General features: G+C 44.1%; 14 protein-coding genes and 1 riboswitch. Of the genes, 5 read left to right on the forward strand and 9 right to left on the reverse strand.

Annotation, left to right across the window (positions count from 1 at the left end):
* Window positions 1-72: 72 nt before the first annotated feature.
* Window positions 73-179: riboswitch (TPP riboswitch) on the reverse strand.
* Between the two features lie 139 nt (window positions 180-318).
* The 7 genes from HUG15_RS19575 to HUG15_RS19610 form a co-directional block, all read right to left on the reverse strand.
* The gene (locus HUG15_RS19575; protein ID WP_211202275.1) at window positions 319-1,302 is read right to left on the reverse strand and encodes a nuclease-related domain-containing protein; all 984 of its coding nucleotides are present in this window, start codon (window positions 1,300-1,302) and stop codon (window positions 319-321) included.
* Window positions 1,303-1,407: 105 nt separating this feature from the next.
* Complete coding sequence (locus HUG15_RS19580) at window positions 1,408-1,896, reverse strand: DinB family protein (RefSeq protein ID WP_200124984.1); 489 nt, start codon at window positions 1,894-1,896, stop codon at window positions 1,408-1,410.
* A 101-nt stretch (window positions 1,897-1,997) separates the two neighbouring features.
* The gene (locus tag HUG15_RS19585; protein WP_200124986.1) at window positions 1,998-2,297 is read right to left on the reverse strand and encodes a hypothetical protein; all 300 of its coding nucleotides are present in this window, start codon (window positions 2,295-2,297) and stop codon (window positions 1,998-2,000) included.
* Window positions 2,298-2,459: 162 nt separating this feature from the next.
* The gene (locus tag HUG15_RS19590) at window positions 2,460-3,446 is read right to left on the reverse strand and encodes a DUF6612 family protein (protein ID WP_200124988.1); all 987 of its coding nucleotides are present in this window, start codon (window positions 3,444-3,446) and stop codon (window positions 2,460-2,462) included.
* Between the two features lie 136 nt (window positions 3,447-3,582).
* On the reverse strand, window positions 3,583-4,068 hold the full coding sequence (locus HUG15_RS19595; RefSeq protein WP_200124990.1) for a hypothetical protein: 486 nt from the start codon (window positions 4,066-4,068) through the stop codon (window positions 3,583-3,585).
* 1,171 nt (window positions 4,069-5,239) lie between these two features.
* Window positions 5,240-7,495: an ICP22 family protein gene (locus HUG15_RS19600; protein WP_200124992.1), complete on the reverse strand. Its 2,256-nt coding sequence runs from the start codon at window positions 7,493-7,495 to the stop codon at window positions 5,240-5,242.
* 1,020 nt (window positions 7,496-8,515) lie between these two features.
* On the reverse strand, window positions 8,516-9,172 hold the full coding sequence (locus HUG15_RS19610; protein ID WP_200124996.1) for a LytR/AlgR family response regulator transcription factor: 657 nt from the start codon (window positions 9,170-9,172) through the stop codon (window positions 8,516-8,518).
* Between the two features lie 180 nt (window positions 9,173-9,352).
* On the opposite strand from HUG15_RS19610, the gene HUG15_RS19615 reads away from it, so the two are divergent.
* Genes HUG15_RS19615 through acsA form a run of 3 tightly spaced genes read left to right on the forward strand, consistent with a single transcriptional unit; the run spans window position 9,353 to window position 12,979 of the window.
* Window positions 9,353-9,688 (forward strand): DUF485 domain-containing protein, encoded by a 336-nt coding sequence (locus HUG15_RS19615; protein ID WP_200124997.1) that lies wholly within the window; start codon window positions 9,353-9,355, stop codon window positions 9,686-9,688.
* Window positions 9,685-11,229 carry a solute symporter family protein gene (locus HUG15_RS19620; protein ID WP_200124999.1) on the forward strand — a complete coding sequence of 515 codons (1,545 nt, stop codon included), beginning with the start codon at window positions 9,685-9,687 and terminating at the stop codon, window positions 11,227-11,229. The genes HUG15_RS19615 and HUG15_RS19620 overlap by 4 nt, the downstream gene beginning before the upstream one ends.
* Window positions 11,230-11,257: 28 nt before the next feature.
* Entirely contained in the window at window positions 11,258-12,979 is a 1,722-nt protein-coding gene (gene acsA, locus HUG15_RS19625) for an acetate--CoA ligase (RefSeq protein ID WP_200125002.1), read from the forward strand.
* A gap of 599 nt (window positions 12,980-13,578) precedes the next feature.
* Here the strand turns inward: acsA and HUG15_RS19630 are convergent.
* Together HUG15_RS19630 and HUG15_RS19635 are read right to left on the reverse strand one after the other, a co-directional pair.
* Window positions 13,579-14,253: a hypothetical protein gene (locus HUG15_RS19630; protein WP_200125004.1), complete on the reverse strand. Its 675-nt coding sequence runs from the start codon at window positions 14,251-14,253 to the stop codon at window positions 13,579-13,581.
* Between the two features lie 15 nt (window positions 14,254-14,268).
* Window positions 14,269-14,451, reverse strand: coding sequence for a hypothetical protein (locus HUG15_RS19635; protein ID WP_211202276.1), 183 nt, complete (start codon window positions 14,449-14,451; stop codon window positions 14,269-14,271).
* Window positions 14,452-14,671: 220 nt separating this feature from the next.
* Here HUG15_RS19635 and istA point away from each other — a divergent pair, with 220 nt between their 5' ends.
* Both istA and istB read left to right on the forward strand, forming a co-directional pair.
* Window positions 14,672-16,222, forward strand: a complete 1,551-nt coding sequence (gene istA, locus HUG15_RS19640) for an IS21 family transposase (protein ID WP_200123701.1) — start codon at window positions 14,672-14,674, stop codon at window positions 16,220-16,222.
* Complete coding sequence (gene istB / locus HUG15_RS19645; RefSeq protein ID WP_200123700.1) at window positions 16,219-17,001, forward strand: IS21-like element helper ATPase IstB; 783 nt, start codon at window positions 16,219-16,221, stop codon at window positions 16,999-17,001. Before istA ends, istB begins: the two co-directional genes overlap by 4 nt.
* Window positions 17,002-17,020 lie beyond the last annotated feature (19 nt).

The raw sequence follows: 17,020 nt of genomic DNA on the forward strand, positions 1-17,020 counted from the left end.
CCTCCTTACCAGCCTTCAAGGCACGACAAAAAGCCGTCCTTGAGACAGCAAAGGACAGCAGAAAGAATGATTCCCGTTCTTCATCTACTTTCCTCCGCTGGCTTTATCATCCAGATCAGGTTCCAAGGGTTCGAGGTTCTCCTCATCTCAGCCCCGGCAGGGCACCCCCAGTAGAAATGCTTATTTAACTATATTATACACGCAACCAGGAAAATACGTCAATTTTTATCGGCGGAAGGGGCGTATATCAGCGGAAACCGGGCGTATATCAGCCAAATCGGACAATTTATCAGCGAAAATCAGCATTATATCAGCCATTTAAAGGTCAGTAAGCATATACCGCCGGCTTTTATTTTTTCCTTGTATGGGAAGCTCTAATTGGGTGAGGAGTTTGCGGACAATTGAAGCAGAGGGGATATCGAGGAAAATTCGCGCTTCGCGGTTCGAAATAGATGGTTGGAAAAGTATACGATAGTCTTTCAGACTTTCAGCATGAGCCATTTTATGGCGAAAAGAACACCGAGGGCAATGCCATCCATTTCCATGGATCCTTTGCATGGACAACTTGAAACAAGACGGACAGTGAACACCGGTGAGCAAGTCGAACCGACTGATGTTATAGGCTTCTACGACATTGTCAGGTTGCTCATGATGACCGTCAAGCAATTGCTGTGATAATTCCTTTTGCGCAGAGGAGGATAACTGATCAGCAGGGTTTTCTTTTTTCAGTTGCAGAACTCTCTGTGGCAAGACCTCCGCACGTACGATGGATTGCATGAAGTGACGCGGGGCATTTTTAAAGGTCAAGGTTGCTGACGGGTTGCCGGAAATGACGAGAGGGGCAACCGGCAGATTGAAATAGCCTCTCGCATTCAGCCATTGACGGAGCAATGTTCTCTGCCTTGCCACCTGGATATATGGGTGACTAAAACTTTTGACCTCGCCTTGATAGGTCCGTGAAAATTGGTGGATATCTTCATCAAATAAAATTTCCCCGGCAATCGTCTTAATCTCCAAAAGAATGGCGACCCGTTTCGATAGCAACATGGTATCGATTTGAAACTGCTCACCATCTGTCGTTTTCAGGCACAACCCATAAAATAGCCAGTATTCACCTTCCGGTAGCTGTTTCAGGTAAAAATCCAGAGAACATTCGCCCTTATAGCCAACTTCCCACATACGATGATCTCGGGATACCTTCTCCATTCTGGGGTGATTTTCCAACAAACGTCGCTTCATTGCTTCCAGTGCCATTAATTGTTTGGGTGGTATTCGCTCTTTTAAGACAATCAGTGTTTTCACCCCCTTTCAATTGAATATCAGCAGGATATCAGCCGAAAAGCGGAATATATCAGCCAAATCGGCCGTTTTATCAGCCAAAACAAACCATTTATCAGCTAAATACGATCAACGCGCCTCCTCTTCCACATCCCACGCCCCCTGCTGTTTTCGAATAAATACAATTTGTCCGATGTGGTAACTCGTATGGATCATCATATTCGCGAGCTCCGTCCCCCACGTCTCACCGCTTTCTCCATGAACGGGCGCTCGCCAATCGGATTCCGTTGTCCCATCAATGGTGTGCAGCCATTCATCCATCATCGTTGTTAACTGGGCCACGGTGACCGACCAATCCCGATTTTCCCCGCTTCGAAAAGTCGTTTCATTCCCTTCCTCAATAGGGGGAACAGGCTCACCTTTGAACCGTTCCAGACAACGATTATTATATACAATAAGATGATTGACGATTTCATGAATGCTATGGTCGGTTTCCTCTCGTTTCCAATTTGCTTGCTCATCCGTTACTCCCGCGAGCGCCTGCTGAAGGCATGCGAACCAATGGTTTTCATCATGACAAGCGGATAACTGCCGATAAAAAACTTGTTTTACCCCCATCAGTGATCCTCCCCGTTTATGCTTAATAATTATGCTTTCGCCATTTAAAGCAAAAATCCTGCAAAAAATAAAAAAATGCAGCCAACACTGGCCACATTTTTTTAATAAATCACCCAATGGATCTCGTACCAATACCCATCGGAATCATATTCCAAATCCACTTGGTATTCTCCGGGTCCATAGCCGGTTTCCATTTGCCCTTGCACCAAATAATGGTCTTCGCCCTGTTCCATGATGGACGTGGCTTCTTGAGAAGCAATTTCGACTCCTGTCACTCCTTCGGTTTGAAGTTCACGCATCAACACTTCCTCCGCATCATCATACGCAACGTCCTTACTCACCCCAAAACAACCGGCCAAAAGTAAAACGAGGGCGAACAACAGACAGGAGGTTTTCTTCACTCAATCCCGCTCCTTCATTTGTACATATATTCACCACTTATTACTCTTTTTTACTTATGTAGTACTACATGTACATATGCCGGTAATCTCACGAATGAAAGGTTTTATTAAAACAACCCGGGCTTCTTTTATAACCCGGGTTGTTTTTTGCTTGGTATGAATTTAAAGATCCAAATCTTCCTCTTCCAGCTCTTGCATTTCACTTTCCAATTCCTCTAAATCGACCGCCTCATCGATGGCTTCTTCCGGAATGTCAATTTCATCGATTTCATCAAAATCGGAGAAAGTCCCATGCATTTCTTGAGACATCTCCATTGTCTGTCCTTCTTCTTCCATTTCCATCTCCATATTCATTTCCAATTCATCTTGATAGAAAGTTTCCTTATCAATGTACATGACATAGTCCAGCGTATTGATCTCCATCTGCCCTAATAATTGATCCATTTCATCCTGCATTTGTGGATCTCCCTGTTGCATCGTTGCAAATTCCCTGGTGAGTTCAATGAGCTCATCACCGGAACCTTCAATCGTTAATGCATAGTGATCCTCTTCTTCTTCCACAGTTAGTTCACTTGAAAATGCCTGGAGCATCTCCAACTGTTCTTGCGGGGACATCTCCAAATCTTGAATGTCCTCCATTCCAAAGTCACTTCCGTCCATCATGATCCATTCATCCATTTCCGGATCCAGCATATAAATCGTGCCATCTTCGTCCATGTATTGTTCGATTTCCATATCTTCTTCCGTAATTGGATTAGGTGTCGTCATTGTTTGCGAAAAAGACATCGGATCTAATACAACATCCATGCTCATCGTCATATCCATGGGTATTTCTTCACCGTCTACGTTTATGGACTGGTTCATATCCATTTCTGTGCTGTAACTGTTTAATTGATCCATAGCCTCGATGGACTGGCTTAATACCTCTTCGGCATTCTGTTCCTCTTCTTCTGCTGGGTCTGTTTCAGCACTGTCGTCTGAACCATCTTCCTCGCCATTTTCATCTGTAGCTTCCACGCCCTCCGTCTCGCCATCCTCAACTTCTTCCGTATCGTTCTCGGCTTCTTCGGTATCCGCGTCTCCATCTCCACAAGCTGCCAGCATCAGCATACAGGCAGATGCCGCCACAAATCCTTTCATTTTCAACATTTATAAACCTCCTTGAATATGTAATAAATTTCATTTGGCAATGACTCTCTAAATCATAGCGGAAAATGCTCATAATCTCAAATCATTTCATGCACGAAAATTTTTAGTGTGAGTGTCAATATTATTAGCGAACGAGTTACAACGTTTCACCCGTATATTTTTCCAACACATCTAAAAATTCGTCCCAATTCGGCGGGAAATCATTACTGCCACCCTTACGCATCTCCTGATCTTCAGGAAATTGAATGGTTAAACGCCATTGTATCCCGTCCATGATGTCAAGATCATGATAACTATCATCCCACTGTTCAATGCTCAACGCTGTCAACGCTTCTAACAAGCGATCCCATTCCTCGGAAGTCAACACAATCTCTTTTATTTCCTGCCCCGGTTCAAGCTCATCTTGGGCTGTTTCATGAATATCGAGTGGGAGGCTTCCGAGTTCGCTATACCCATACTTTATACTTTTGTTGTCAGCATCAATGTAGATCTGATGATCATGTGCATCATATCCCCCTTTGGAAAACTCCAATGATGTCATCATCTCTAATTCGGGCTTACCACAAGCACTCGCGGCCATGAACAAAAATAATAATAGTAAACTTGGAATTAATCGCTTCATAGGTATAGACCGTCTTTCTGTCCTGTTTCATGAAACCTCAATGAGCTGCCTTTATTCATTTTCTAAGCTCATTTCCAAGGGACATTATTCGTAGTTAAGAATTCAAAACCATACGGAAATTTCAGATTCTACCGTACAGCCATACTACACTATAACTTGAAATCTCGGTATATGTTAGCTTTTCAGCAATAATAAACAAATTATTTGCCGGCGCTTCTCTTGTGTACCCATTTCTCAATCATTTAAAGCCTGCCTCACCAAGTGTTACTTGTTGAGCCCCCGCAAACCCTTCCGTAAATCCACTTCCTCTGTTTTTTAGACTCAGTATTCACTTTAAAAGAATTTACTCAAATAAAAAGAGTGTCTATCCGAAGCTGAATTGCATATGCTGCGCAAAATATGGAGAAAAATCCAGGGTCAACACTAGAATCTATGCCTGACAAATAGGTTTAAGTATGGGCTATGGTAACCGTTACGGAAAACACGACGTTTTCCGTGGACTTGCGCTCAGCCTCCTCGTTTGAAAACTTGGCTTTTCGACAAGCTTTTATGGCGAAAGCCTTGGTTGCGCTTTCCCGCAGTCTCCGTGTTTTTCCTCCGCTAGTGGTCTATATCAGAAGTTCTTTCTAAAACCCCTATTCACATATCTCCCGATTCTCTGAAAACTGATCGGGGTCAAAATTTGCATTTTGAGTTCTCAGTTGTCAGATCTGAGGACTGAGCGGGGCTAAAAACTGCATTTTGAGTCCTCAGTTGCCCGATCTGAGGACTGATTGGGGGGCAAAAACTGCATTTTGAGTCCTCAGTTGCCTGATCTGAGGACTGAGTGGGGGCAAAAACTGCATTTTGAGTCCTCAGTTGCCTGATCTGAGGACTGAGTGGGGGCAAAAACTGCATTTTGAGTCCTCAGTTGCCTGATCTGAGGACTGAGTGGGGGCAAAAACTGCATTTTGAGTTTTCAGTTGCCGTGGTTGATCATCGTTTGGCTGGATTTTTGTGCAGGAAAGCATCTTTGAAACGTTGCACTAGCTCGTGTTAATACCATAACTATTCACTGATATCAACGATAGATTTTGGTGAAGAGCCAAAATCCATTATTCTTTGCTCGACAAGGATTCTGTGACAGCACGATTAGCGTAAAGAAGGGACGGTGAAAACCGCCCCAATTCCTTTAGCTAGTCATGATGAATTTCTTGCGTAAAGCCAACGCAGTCACACCAGCTGCAGCAATTAGGGTACCAATGAGTACCATGAGCATGCTGTTACCTGCAGTGTCCGGCAGCTCGCCGCCTATTTCGTCACCCGTTCCGCGGTCATCGATACCGGCGGGCGTATCATCGCTTGCGTCTCTGTCTTTGGATGGGACAGTGTCTTTAGTACCGTTGTCATCACCGGTACCGTTTCCGTTATCTGTACCATTTTCTCCATTGCCGGTGCCGTTCTCTCCGTCTCCATTTCCATCGCCGTCACCGTTTCCTCCGTTATCCGGGTCCGGTTCTGGTTCAGGTTCTGGCTCAGGATCCGGCTCTGGATCTGGAGCTGGCTCTCCGCCATCATAATCCACCAACTCAAATGGGACGTCTATTTCCATGACTTCTTCGTCACCATCTCTAAACAGCGTAACGGTCGCAGTCAAGTTTTCTAGTTCTTCAAGTGCTACGCTACTTTCCCCGATGGCGTTGAAAAACCCTTGATATCCTTCACCCCCGTCAAGTGTGTCTAAAGTTATGGACGCTGTATTGCCATCCCATTCAATATCAAGGGATTCACCCATGCCAAAACCTTCTTCATCAAAAAAGTCCTCAAGCTCATCAGGGATCTCGCCTTCTTCGTACTCATCCGGTTCATATACGGTGATCTCGCTTGGAACATCAAATTCAATGTTCACACCATTAACATCGTCCCACGTTATATTTTGCACATCAAAGCCAAAGTTCATTGCAAATTCATCATCATTTAATCCCGGGAAATCCGGGACAATTTGGCTTGCCGCGTCAAAATACCATTCATCGTCCATGTCCGAGAAATCAACATTGGCTGAGACGTCGGTTGGGCCGAGGTCTTCATATTGGCCGTCAACGACATATGCATTTAGATTATCTTCGTTTACAGATTCAGACGTTTGTCCAAAAACCGGAACCTCGTATGTTACCTCACCGTCTCCTTCAGGCAACTGAAAGCCAAGGACATCAGATCCATCAACATCTAAAAGTTCTACACCTTCAGGGACGTCGAGACCAACAGAAACGCCCTCCGGCAGCTCGAATCCGGTATAAAGACTTTCGATTTCTTCCTCTGTATTATTTGCTGTATCTACGGTTACATCGAGTGTATACTGTCGTTCGTCACTGTCGAACTCAGATACTGATCCGTCTACGGAGCCTTCAATGTCTAATTCCGGAAGCTCGGGATCCTCTGGGTCTTCTGGATCTCCGGGTTCTTCTGGATCACCTGGATCTCCGTTGTCTTCATCCATATCTGAGAACTCGATACTTCTTTGATAGTTTATATTACCTAGACTTTGAGCATCATCATTCTCTACGTTGATATCAAATAGATATAAAGTGTAATGCGGCGGATCAGGATCAGCAGGATCGCCCTCTAACGGAATATCATAGTGGGAAAACTCTGAGTCACCTGCTCCAATAATATCGGGTAATTTTGCAGCAAGACCTTGGTTGCCATTCTCTAGTGTAACCGAGTATACACCGTCCGGCATAAGACCATCAGGAACATTCACACCTGCTGGCAATTCAAACGCAATCCACTTGTCATTCACATCGATATCTGAATGGTTGTGCACACCAGCTTGTAAATCGAGCACAAAATGCCCAACTTCCTCGTCAAACTCAATAAAACCACTTGCTACGCCATTGAGATTGTCAAGATCCAATTCATCATTTAACGTATTAACGTCATCGTCATTCGCCTCTTCTGAATCTTCCGCGCCATCTTCTTCCTCGGTAGCATCTTCAGAACCACCGTCTTCTTCATCTTCCTCAGTTCCTTCTTCCGCATCATCTTCATTGTTACCTTCACCGGATTCTTCAGAACCATCTTCCGTTTCTTCATCATTAGTGGCTTCTTCAGAGCCATCCTCTTCTACTTCGTCTTCTTCATTACCTTCTTCGGAATCACCATCTTCGTCTTCATTGGTGCCTTCCTCAGATTCTTCAGCTCCGTCTTCGTCCTCATTGTTTCCGTCTTCTGATTCTTCCGTGCCGTCTTCCTCTTCATTGCTGGCCTGATCAGCTTCATCAGACGCCTCGTTGCTGCTCTCTTCTACTTCTTCGTCACTGCCGGCATCTTCTTCGCCGACAACGTCTTCTACATCTTCTGACTGCCCGCCATTACCGACGGCCATAGCGTTCCCCGGGTAAAAAAGCAAAACGACAGCCAGCATCAATATAGACGCTTGCCTAACCATAAAACCTCCTAGAGAAATGTAATATTTTCCTCAAAATCATACAAAGAATTAAGATCCGACACGATACCTTATGTAATATCTAAGATGTCTGGATTAAAAATTGTGTTGAATCCCTTCATCCTTGAAGACTAGAGAAATGAATGACCCATTAAAATATTACCAAAATTATTTTATTAAGAACATGAATATATTGACCCATTCTAAGAATATAAGGCTAATAATTTTCAATACTAATTTATGGAATTTATATGCAGCCATTGTTTTATATTTATTCATAAAAATTATCTTCTAATCATTATAAATTCTCAGTAACTAAATAGAAAAAATACTTATGTAGGGAATGAAATGTCCATAATTTCTTTCATCTATTATATAAGCACTAAAGGCAGAGTGGGAACGCACTAAAAAATGTACACTTTTCATGGGACTCTTTACCAAAATTTATCGTTGATACAATGCAGACTGTTCACACCGGCTATCGGAAGACCGAATCAGGGCTTCAAACTGGGGTTGGTGATCGATTGGATTAAACGGCCATAGCCCAAGTTAAGGTATCAAAGGCTATCGTCAATGACCGAATATCTTCTTGCGAAGCAGGCTCCCTGGTCACCATGAAACGGTTCATGGCGACCGAAAACGAAAACCAGTCGTTAGTTCGGTCGCCATGAGGCAGCCATGCCGACCGAATTCTTTCGATACAAACCTTTTCGGTCTCCATGAAGCGGCTATGACGCCCGAACGCTTTCGATTCAGGCCATTACGGTCACCATAAAACGGTTATGGCGACCGAACACGAGAACCGACCGCTTTTTCGGTCGCCATGATGCAGTAAATTGTCCATCAGGGAGCCATCCAGAAGCGTTGCCGACCGAATTTCTTCCAACTGACCCCTTAATTGATTAATCCACCTTAGACTAGTGTTACACTTCAAAAGTCCTTTCTGGCCCAATGGAAAACGTCGTGTTTTTCCGTAACGGTTAGTTCATACTTACATCTATTTGTCAGCCATAGATTTTAGTGTTAAAAGCCGAGCATTCTTCTTACGTGTTTCACGTATGTTTGACCTACGATGAGTGGCGGGTGTTCGGTTTTCTTTAGCGTGATCACTAAATTTGCAGACAGATCACGAAATATTTGTTGGATAAATGAGATATTTACAATATAGGATCGATGAATGCGCAGGAAGGAATCCGGCAAGTGTTGTTCCAACGTTTTTAAGGAATAAATCGTGCAATATTGATTATCTGCCGTATAAATCCATGTTTTCTTTTGATGACTTTCAATATAGGTGATTTCTTCGATCGGTATCGGTTTCCAAATGTCACCACACCTTCCCGTTAAATAAGAAAACTGTTTCCTAAAAAAATAATCCGGCGGGAGAATGACTGTCACAATCACTTCGTCACTGTCCTCTTCTTCTTCAAATGGGTAGCCGATTCCGTAATATGAAAGGCCAAATACTGATTGGTCAACGAATGCTTCGACGCGCCTTTTTTTGCGGGCTACCTCATATGAAATACTGCCAAAAGGAACAGGTTGTTCAGGATACAGTTGAATATCATGGCTGCCCGCATAATAATCGAGGTATTTATTTTCCGTGGCAACGGCAATCGAGGCTTCATCAGGCGCCCAATCTTTCATGAATGTTGTTAGTTGTTGAATATTAATCGTGCTCATCGTCTCGCCCCCTCAATCGATTATATAGTAGATTAATCATCAATTATTTTTTCCCATAACAGAATATCATGGTTTGTCGAAAAATACTCACAAAAATATTAAATTGCTCTATAATTTATGATGTTTAATGATCTGTGCCCCATTTCAATAATTTTGTATCCGCTTACAAGGAGGGTTTTTATGAGTGCCGAAAAGTCATCTGAACAACGTCACGGGATCAACTATGAACGGGTAGATAGAAGTTCATCTTTCAGGCAATTGATTTCGGAGAAAAAGAAGTTTATTATTCCTTGTTCCATTTTCTTTTTTCTCTTTTATTTTTCCTTGCCAACGCTCGCATCTTACACGACGCTTCTAGACGGAGAAGCCATAGGCGTCATTACTTGGGCGTGGGTGCTTGCGTTTGCGCAATTTGTTATGACTTGGACGCTTTGCATTATGTATACGCGCAAAGCTGCACGTTTTGACCGACTCGCCCAAGAAGTGTTGAATGAGGAAGGAGAGCAGCAAAAATGAACTTAACCGTTATCACACTATTCCTTGTTTTTGTAATAACAACACTTGTGATTACTTATTTTGCGGCGAAACGAACGAGCACGGCCAGTGATTTTTACACGGCCGGCGGCGGGCTTACCGGCTGGCAAAATGGTTTGGCGATCGCGGGAGACTATTTATCCGCAGCTTCTTTTCTTGGGATCGCCGGGGCGATCGCGCTTGATGGGTATGATGGTTTTTATTACAGCATTGGTTACCTTGTCGGGTTTCTCGTCGTACTCTTTATTGTTGCTGAGCCAATGAGAAATATTGGGAAGTACACAATCGCAGATATGGTCACGGCCCGCTTTGATTTGAAAAAAATACGCGGGATCGCTGCTTTGAGCACAATCACGATTGTTACGTTTTACATGATTGCCCAGCTTGTCGGTGCCGGAGCATTAATCCAATTACTATTTGGCATTGATTACTGGTTGGCAGTCGTTATTGTCGGAGCTATGATGACAACATATGTGATGTTCGGAGGGATGACTGCCACCAGCTGGGTGCAAATCATTAAAGCCGTTTTGTTGATGTTCGGAATGATCGTCCTCTCCCTTTTAGTTCTTTTTTACTTTAATTTTAATCTTGTTGAACTGTTTTCATCTGCCAGGGATGCTTCCCCGCATGGAGATGCGTATTTAAATCCGGGCGTTCAATCGGAACTGCCTTTGGACACGATATCTTTAATGCTTGCGCTTGTATTGGGGACTGCCGGTTTGCCCCATATTTTGTTGAGATTCTTCACGGTTAAAGATGCAAAGACGGCACGGACGTCAGTCGTTGTAGCCACTTGGATTATCGGTTTTTTCTATCTCCTTACGGTATTTTTAGGCATGGGCGCGCTTTATTTCGTTGGACACAGTACTATTATTGAGACGAATCCAGCCGGGAATATGGCCGCTCCAATGCTCGCTGATGTACTTGGCGGAGATCTGCTCTTCTCATTTATTGCTGCAGTATCTTTCGCGACAATTCTAGCCGTTGTGGCAGGGCTTGTATTATCAGGCGCTTCAGCTTTTGCCCATGATTTATATGGCCACATTATTAAAAAAGGACAGGCGACCCAAAGACAACAAGTGATCGCTGCCCGTTCCGCGACTTTCGGCGTAGCAGTGATGTCGATTATCCTAGCGCTTGCAGCGGAAAACTTAAATGTCGCTTTCCTCGTCGCTTTAGCGTTTGCTGTTGCTGCCAGCGCGAATTTACCGGTGATTATTTTTACGATCTATTGGAAGCGATTTAATACAACCGGGGCAATAACGGGAATCTTGTCAGGTTTGATTACGGCGCTTGCGCTCGTGATTGTCAGCCCGAGTGTTTTATCCCCGGACGGAGACGCGATTTTTGTCGGCACGCCGCTCTTTCCGCTTGAAAATCCGGCAATCATATCTGTTCCGGCCGGTTTCTTAGGCGCAATCATTGGTACCTACCTTGCTAAAGCGCCATTGGATAAAGAAAAATATCGAGAAGTTAAAATTAAAGCCAACACAGGGTATTCAGATTCAGATGAAAAAGCGTAGATCCATTATCCAGAAAGGAAGATAAGTTATGGAATTAAAAGCACTCTCCCCACAGGGTGAAGATTATAACCTCAAAAATTATGAAGAAGCCGCACAACATTTTGATTGGTCAAAAGTGAAGGAAGCCTTTACATTCCATAAAACCGGGAACGTGAATATGGCATATGAAGCCATTGACCGTTTCGCGGAAGACGACGTTAAAAAAGATCAAGTCGCGCTCTATTATAGTGACGACACCCGGGATGAAACTTATACGTTTGCGGACATGAAGAAAATGTCAAATAAAGCGGCGAACGTATTGAAAGACGAAGGCATTGAAAAAGGGGACCGCGTCTTCATATTCATGCCACGTTCACCGGAATTATATTTTGCCGCGCTTGGAGCCATCAAGCTGGGCGCGATTATCGGCCCTTTGTTTGAAGCGTTCATGGAGGGTGCCGTCAAGGATCGTTTGCAAAATAGTGAGGCCAAAGCGATCGTGACAACCCCCGACCTTGTTGGACGTGTGCCGGTCTCTGATTTACCTGCGTTGGAAAAAGTTTTTATCCAAGGGGATCAAGTCACCGAAGAAGGGGCAACAATTGACTTGAAAGCACGGATGGAACAGGCTTCGGAAACTCATGCCATCACATGGGTGGATCTTGAAGATGGATTAATTTTGCATTATACATCCGGTTCAACCGGACAACCGAAAGGTGTTCTCCATGTACATGCGGCGATGCTGCAACAGTATCAAACGGGCAAATGGGTGCTCGACTTAAAAGACGATGACGTTTATTGGTGCACGGCCGATCCGGGCTGGGTCACCGGAACGTCGTATGGGATCTTCGCGCCTTGGTTAAACGGCGTCACCAATGTCGTTCGCGGCGGGCGGTTCAGCCCCGAAACGTGGTATTCGACGTTGGAAAAATACAAGGTGACGGTTTGGTACAGCGCGCCGACGGCGTTTCGGATGTTGGCGAGCGCGGGAGATGAAGTCGTCAAAAACTATGATCTTTCCAACTTACGGCATGTACTGAGCGTAGGTGAACCCTTAAATCCGGAAGTTGTGCGCTGGGGGCATGACGTCTACGGTTTGCGCATTCATGATTCATGGTGGATGACCGAAACGGGCGCCATCATGGTCTCGAACTTCCCTACATTAACGGTGAAACCCGGTTCCATGGGCAAACCAATCCCAGGTGTTCAAGCCGCTATTTTGGATGACCAAGGGAATGAATTGCCGCCTAACCGAATGGGGAACCTTGCCTTACGCGAAGGTTGGCCATCGATGATGAGAACCATTTGGAATAACGAGGAAAAATACAAGGGCTATTTTGAATTTCCTGGCTGGTACGTCTCCGGCGATTCCGCCTATAAAGACGAAGATGGATACTATTGGTTCCAAGGCCGGATCGATGATGTGATTTTAACAGCCGGTGAGCGTGTCGGTCCATTTGAAGTGGAGAGTAAGCTCGTGGAACATCCGGCGGTCGGTGAAGCCGGCGTGATTGGCAAGCCGGATCCGGTACGCGGTGAAATCATTAAAGCTTTCGTGGCGCTTCGGGAAGGATACGAGGAGACGGATGAACTGAAGGAAGAGATCCGATCATTCGTAAAAACCGGCTTGGCGGCCCACGCGGCACCCCGCGAAATGGATATCCAGGACAAATTGCCGAAGACCCGGAGCGGTAAGATCATGCGCCGCGTCCTCAAAGCATGGGAGCTTAACCTGCCAACCGGAGATTTATCAACGATGGATGAAAATTAATATACAGCAAAAAGTAAGTCCGCAGCATGGCATGGAGAGCATAGCTGCGGACTCTTTTTGTTTTCAAGGCCGCAAGCCGATTATTTGAACACCTTCATCACTTTTCGTCTGATCTCCTAATTGACCGATTGGTCATCGGTGAATAGTTGCTGATAACTCACCCCTTCCCCTCTTTCTCTTACTTTGGGATAGGCTTTCGTTCTAATAAATGTTGCCCAAAGAAAAATAAAATAAGGAATGGGGGTATAATAAAAAAGAAAGGATCATCCAATATCGCACCGATCGTCACAAAAAAGACAAAAAACATGAGCACATAAATGATTAGGAACATTATGTTATAATATAGGATAGGCATATAAGCCATTCTTTTTCTTCTGTCCTTTTGATTCTTGACTAGCTTTATGCTGTCAACAAACTCTTCCCACATTTCTTTATACAGATGGATGAGCTTACTAAACATTCACGATTCTCCTTCTGACAAATCGCTTCACTCTGCTCGTGATTAAATATGATCCCACGTAATTAAATAATGTGGCTACTCCCCACCGTCTCACGATGAGAAGTACCCACGCCTCTACGAATGACAAATGCATTGCCCATTATTGAATCGCAAATCGATACTCGATGCCACTTGCCTCTTCCGTTTCAATTCGAACATCATAAACACCTTCGATGGCTTGTATTTCCATGATACCGTCCATGTCGCCCGAAACCTCTTCGTTCCACACGACTTCATTGTCGCCCCTGCGCTCAACGATGAGGTCAAATGTGCCTTCATCCACAGATGCCTCATAATAAACGGGAAGAAAATTGTTCGGATTCTGAGACGGAATATCAATTTCCGGTATGTCGTCGAAGGATCCCCGTAACGTTCCAATCGATAATTCATATTCATCATTAGCGGTCATATTGCTCGAAGCATTAATCACGACCGATCCCCCAGGAAGGCTGAATGCCAAGGCAAAAATAACCGTAATAAACGAAATGCTCATTAAACCTGCTGCGCCCACAAAACTTAACACAGTGCGCGCGTTCACACGAGACTGGGAATCGCCTGTCCATCCTTTGTAAAAAATAGAAAAAAGTAGATTAAAAAGCCGAACGATAAGCGGGAACAGAATCGCCCACCCTAAAGCGATCATCCAATGAATATCGCCTACAAAAATAAATGTTGCAAGTATCAATAAATAGAACACGAATACAGCCCAATAGATGACAGTGTACGCCACGTGATGAACCACGCGTTTGCCAAAAAACAGATCGAGAAACTTCATTTTAAAATTGTCCTTTCAATATTCATTTTTCAACAGATTGCTCAACATTTTTTCATAGATAAAGAGCCTTCTTTTTTCTGCAAAAGCTGAGCCCTGACCTTTGGATGGTGAAGCAATCGAAATAGTGTAAATGCAGTTAATAAAAGCAACACCAAGCTTACCTAATAAAATAGGCGCCATCGGATTTAAATTAATCACTCCCTCAACTACACAATATTGTTCATGAACAGTGTTATTCTTGCCATTCTAGCTTTCATCGTGAGTATTGCATTCGGTTTGTACCACCCTTGCAATCTTTTTTACCACCAAGTGCGGAGATATTTACCACTTATTGCGGAAGCCTTTACCAATACACCACCTCCTGTATACTTAATGGGCATGCCAAACGGCATGACATTAGGAATACAGGAGGTTTTTTATGTTCCCATATCGACAGATGCTGGAATTACATGACGAGGAAAGGAGTTTACGAAGTATCGCAGCTATGACCCGCCGTTCAAGGCAAAAAGTAACGGAAGTCATACGCTTGGCGGAGAAAAGAGGGTTGAAGTGTCCGCTCGATGAGGAAATGACAGATGCTTGGATTGAAGATTTTCTATATCCAGAGAAAAAGTTAGAAGCTTCTGGACGGCAAATGATTGATTTTGATTATTTGCATGAGGAGTTGGCCAAGCCCCATGTCACTTTGACATTGCTTCATGAGGAATATGTGAGGAAAGCCCGGGACCAAGCGAAGATTCCCTATGCCTATCGGACTTTTACGGAACACTACCACAATTTTGCCCAGAAGTATAAAGCGACCATGAGAATTAAGCGGAAACCAGGGGAATTGTTAGAAGTCGATTGGGCAGGTTCTACCCTATTTATCATTGATCCCGATACCGGGGAAAAAGTGAAAGTCTATGTATTTGTGGCAGCTTTACCGTGTTCTCAGCTTTCCTATGTGGAGGGCTCTTTATCCATGGATTTAGCTTCTTGGATTAAGCTTCATCAACACGCGTTTGAATACATGGGAGGCACCACCCAAATTATTGTGCCCGATAATTTAAGGACAGGGGTGACCAAGCATACCTCCAAAGAGCTGGTGTTAAACAAGACGTATGAAGAAATGGTCCGCCACTATCACTCCGTGGTCATGCCAGCACGCGTGCGTTCACCCAAAGATAAGCCGAGTGTGGAAAGTTCGGTGAACACGGTGTCGACGTGGATTATCGCTGCGTTAAGGCATGTCCAATGTTTTACGTTGGAGGAAATGAACCAAGAGATCCGAAAGAAGCTAGGGGAGTTTAACCACCGGCCCTTCACAAAAAAAGAAGGCTCTCGCTGGTCAGCGTTTATGGAAGAAGAGAAGTTCGCCCTTACTCCTCTTCCCGTTAAACCCTACGAGATGTCTGAGTGGCGAACCGCCAAGGTGCAGCCTGATTATCACATCTCTGTGAAAAGCATGTTCTACTCCGTTCCCTATGAATACATCGGAAAGCACGTCGATGTGAAAGTCTCAGATCATGTGATCGAAGTCTATTTCGATCACATGAGGATTGCCTCACATCAAACATTATATGGGAAATACGGCCAACATTCTACTGTGAAAGATCATATGCCGGATAACCATAAGCATTACGTGGAACAAACGCCGCAAAATGCATTAGATTGGGCTACAGATGTTGGGGAACATACGCTTTCCGTGGTGAAGTTCTTGTTGGAGAGCTACGGGGTTGAAAAACAAGCGCTGAAGTCTGTTTTTGCCTTAAAGAAATTGGAACGCACCTACACGGTTTATGATATCGAACGTGCGTGTAAAATGGTCCACCAGATCACGAATCGGCCTACAGTAAAAAGTATTCAAACGCTCATCAAGAACAATAAAAAAGCAGACGCAGAGAAAGCTTTCACACAGAAGCAACAGAACGTCAAAAATAAGCATGCGTTTACACGTGGGGCTTCCTATTTTGGAGGGAAAAACAAATGAACCAGCAGAATATTGATAAACTAAAAACATTGAAACTATCAGGGATGGCAGAAGCCTATGAATCTCTTTTCACGAAGGCAGAAAATAAAGAGATGGATTTTGATACATTATTCGGCATCTTAATTGACCATGAAGAATCCCGCCGGAAAAGTAATAAACTCAACCGTCTTCTCAAACAGGCAGCGTTTCCTGAACCGGCTTCAATCGAAGAGATCATGTATTATGATGACCGGAAACTAGACAAAGATTTACTCCAGCGTTTAGCCAGCGGAAGCTATATTCTGGATGGGCGAAATATTATCTTTAAAGGCGTGTCTGGAGCCGGGAAATCGTGGATGGCCGCCGCATTTGGCGTACAGGCGTGCCGACAGTTCTTCAAAGTACATTACACACGGCTTCCTGATCTATTAGAGGAATTTAAACTTGCAAAATATCAACAGGATGACAGCTATGTCAAACTCATGAGAAAGCTTCTAAAGGTAGATCTTCTTATTCTTGATGAATGGCTGCTTCACGCCTTAACCAATGAAGAAGCAGCTCTCCTTCTTGAAATCATAAACGCAAGACGTCAGGCAAAACAATCCAACATCTTTTGTTCTCAATTTGATATTGATGGATGGTACGAGAAACTGGGAGATGGCACCTTGGCAGAAGCCATTCTCGACCGAATTATTCATGATTCCTATGATATTTTCATTGACGGAAAAGTGTCGATGCGCGAACGTCTTGGTGTGCAAAAACAAACGGCAAACGATAAAGAGAACAACAATTTTTTATAAAAAACCTAGAAATGAAAGG

The sequence above is a fragment of the Salicibibacter cibarius genome (assembly GCF_016495725.1).
GTDB lineage: Bacteria > Bacillota > Bacilli > Bacillales > Marinococcaceae > Salicibibacter > Salicibibacter cibarius.

What these genes read in the sequence shown, in the direction of transcription:
- HUG15_RS19615 (WP_200124997.1), top strand. Translation starts at nt 9,353, where the DNA reads ATGAGTGCCGAAAAGTCATCTGAACAACGTCACGGGATCAACTATGAA.
- HUG15_RS19610 (WP_200124996.1), bottom strand. Translation starts at nt 9,172, where the DNA reads ATGAGCACGATTAATATTCAACAACTAACAACATTCATGAAAGATTGG.
- HUG15_RS19590 (WP_200124988.1), bottom strand. Translation starts at nt 3,446, where the DNA reads ATGTTGAAAATGAAAGGATTTGTGGCGGCATCTGCCTGTATGCTGATG.
- acsA (WP_200125002.1), top strand. Translation starts at nt 11,258, where the DNA reads ATGGAATTAAAAGCACTCTCCCCACAGGGTGAAGATTATAACCTCAAA.
- HUG15_RS19580 (WP_200124984.1), bottom strand. Translation starts at nt 1,896, where the DNA reads ATGGGGGTAAAACAAGTTTTTTATCGGCAGTTATCCGCTTGTCATGAT.
- istA (WP_200123701.1), top strand. Translation starts at nt 14,672, where the DNA reads ATGTTCCCATATCGACAGATGCTGGAATTACATGACGAGGAAAGGAGT.
- HUG15_RS19630 (WP_200125004.1), bottom strand. Translation starts at nt 14,253, where the DNA reads ATGAAGTTTCTCGATCTGTTTTTTGGCAAACGCGTGGTTCATCACGTG.
- HUG15_RS19620 (WP_200124999.1), top strand. Translation starts at nt 9,685, where the DNA reads ATGAACTTAACCGTTATCACACTATTCCTTGTTTTTGTAATAACAACA.
- HUG15_RS19595 (WP_200124990.1), bottom strand. Translation starts at nt 4,068, where the DNA reads ATGAAGCGATTAATTCCAAGTTTACTATTATTATTTTTGTTCATGGCC.
- istB (WP_200123700.1), top strand. Translation starts at nt 16,219, where the DNA reads ATGAACCAGCAGAATATTGATAAACTAAAAACATTGAAACTATCAGGG.
- HUG15_RS19600 (WP_200124992.1), bottom strand. Translation starts at nt 7,495, where the DNA reads ATGGTTAGGCAAGCGTCTATATTGATGCTGGCTGTCGTTTTGCTTTTT.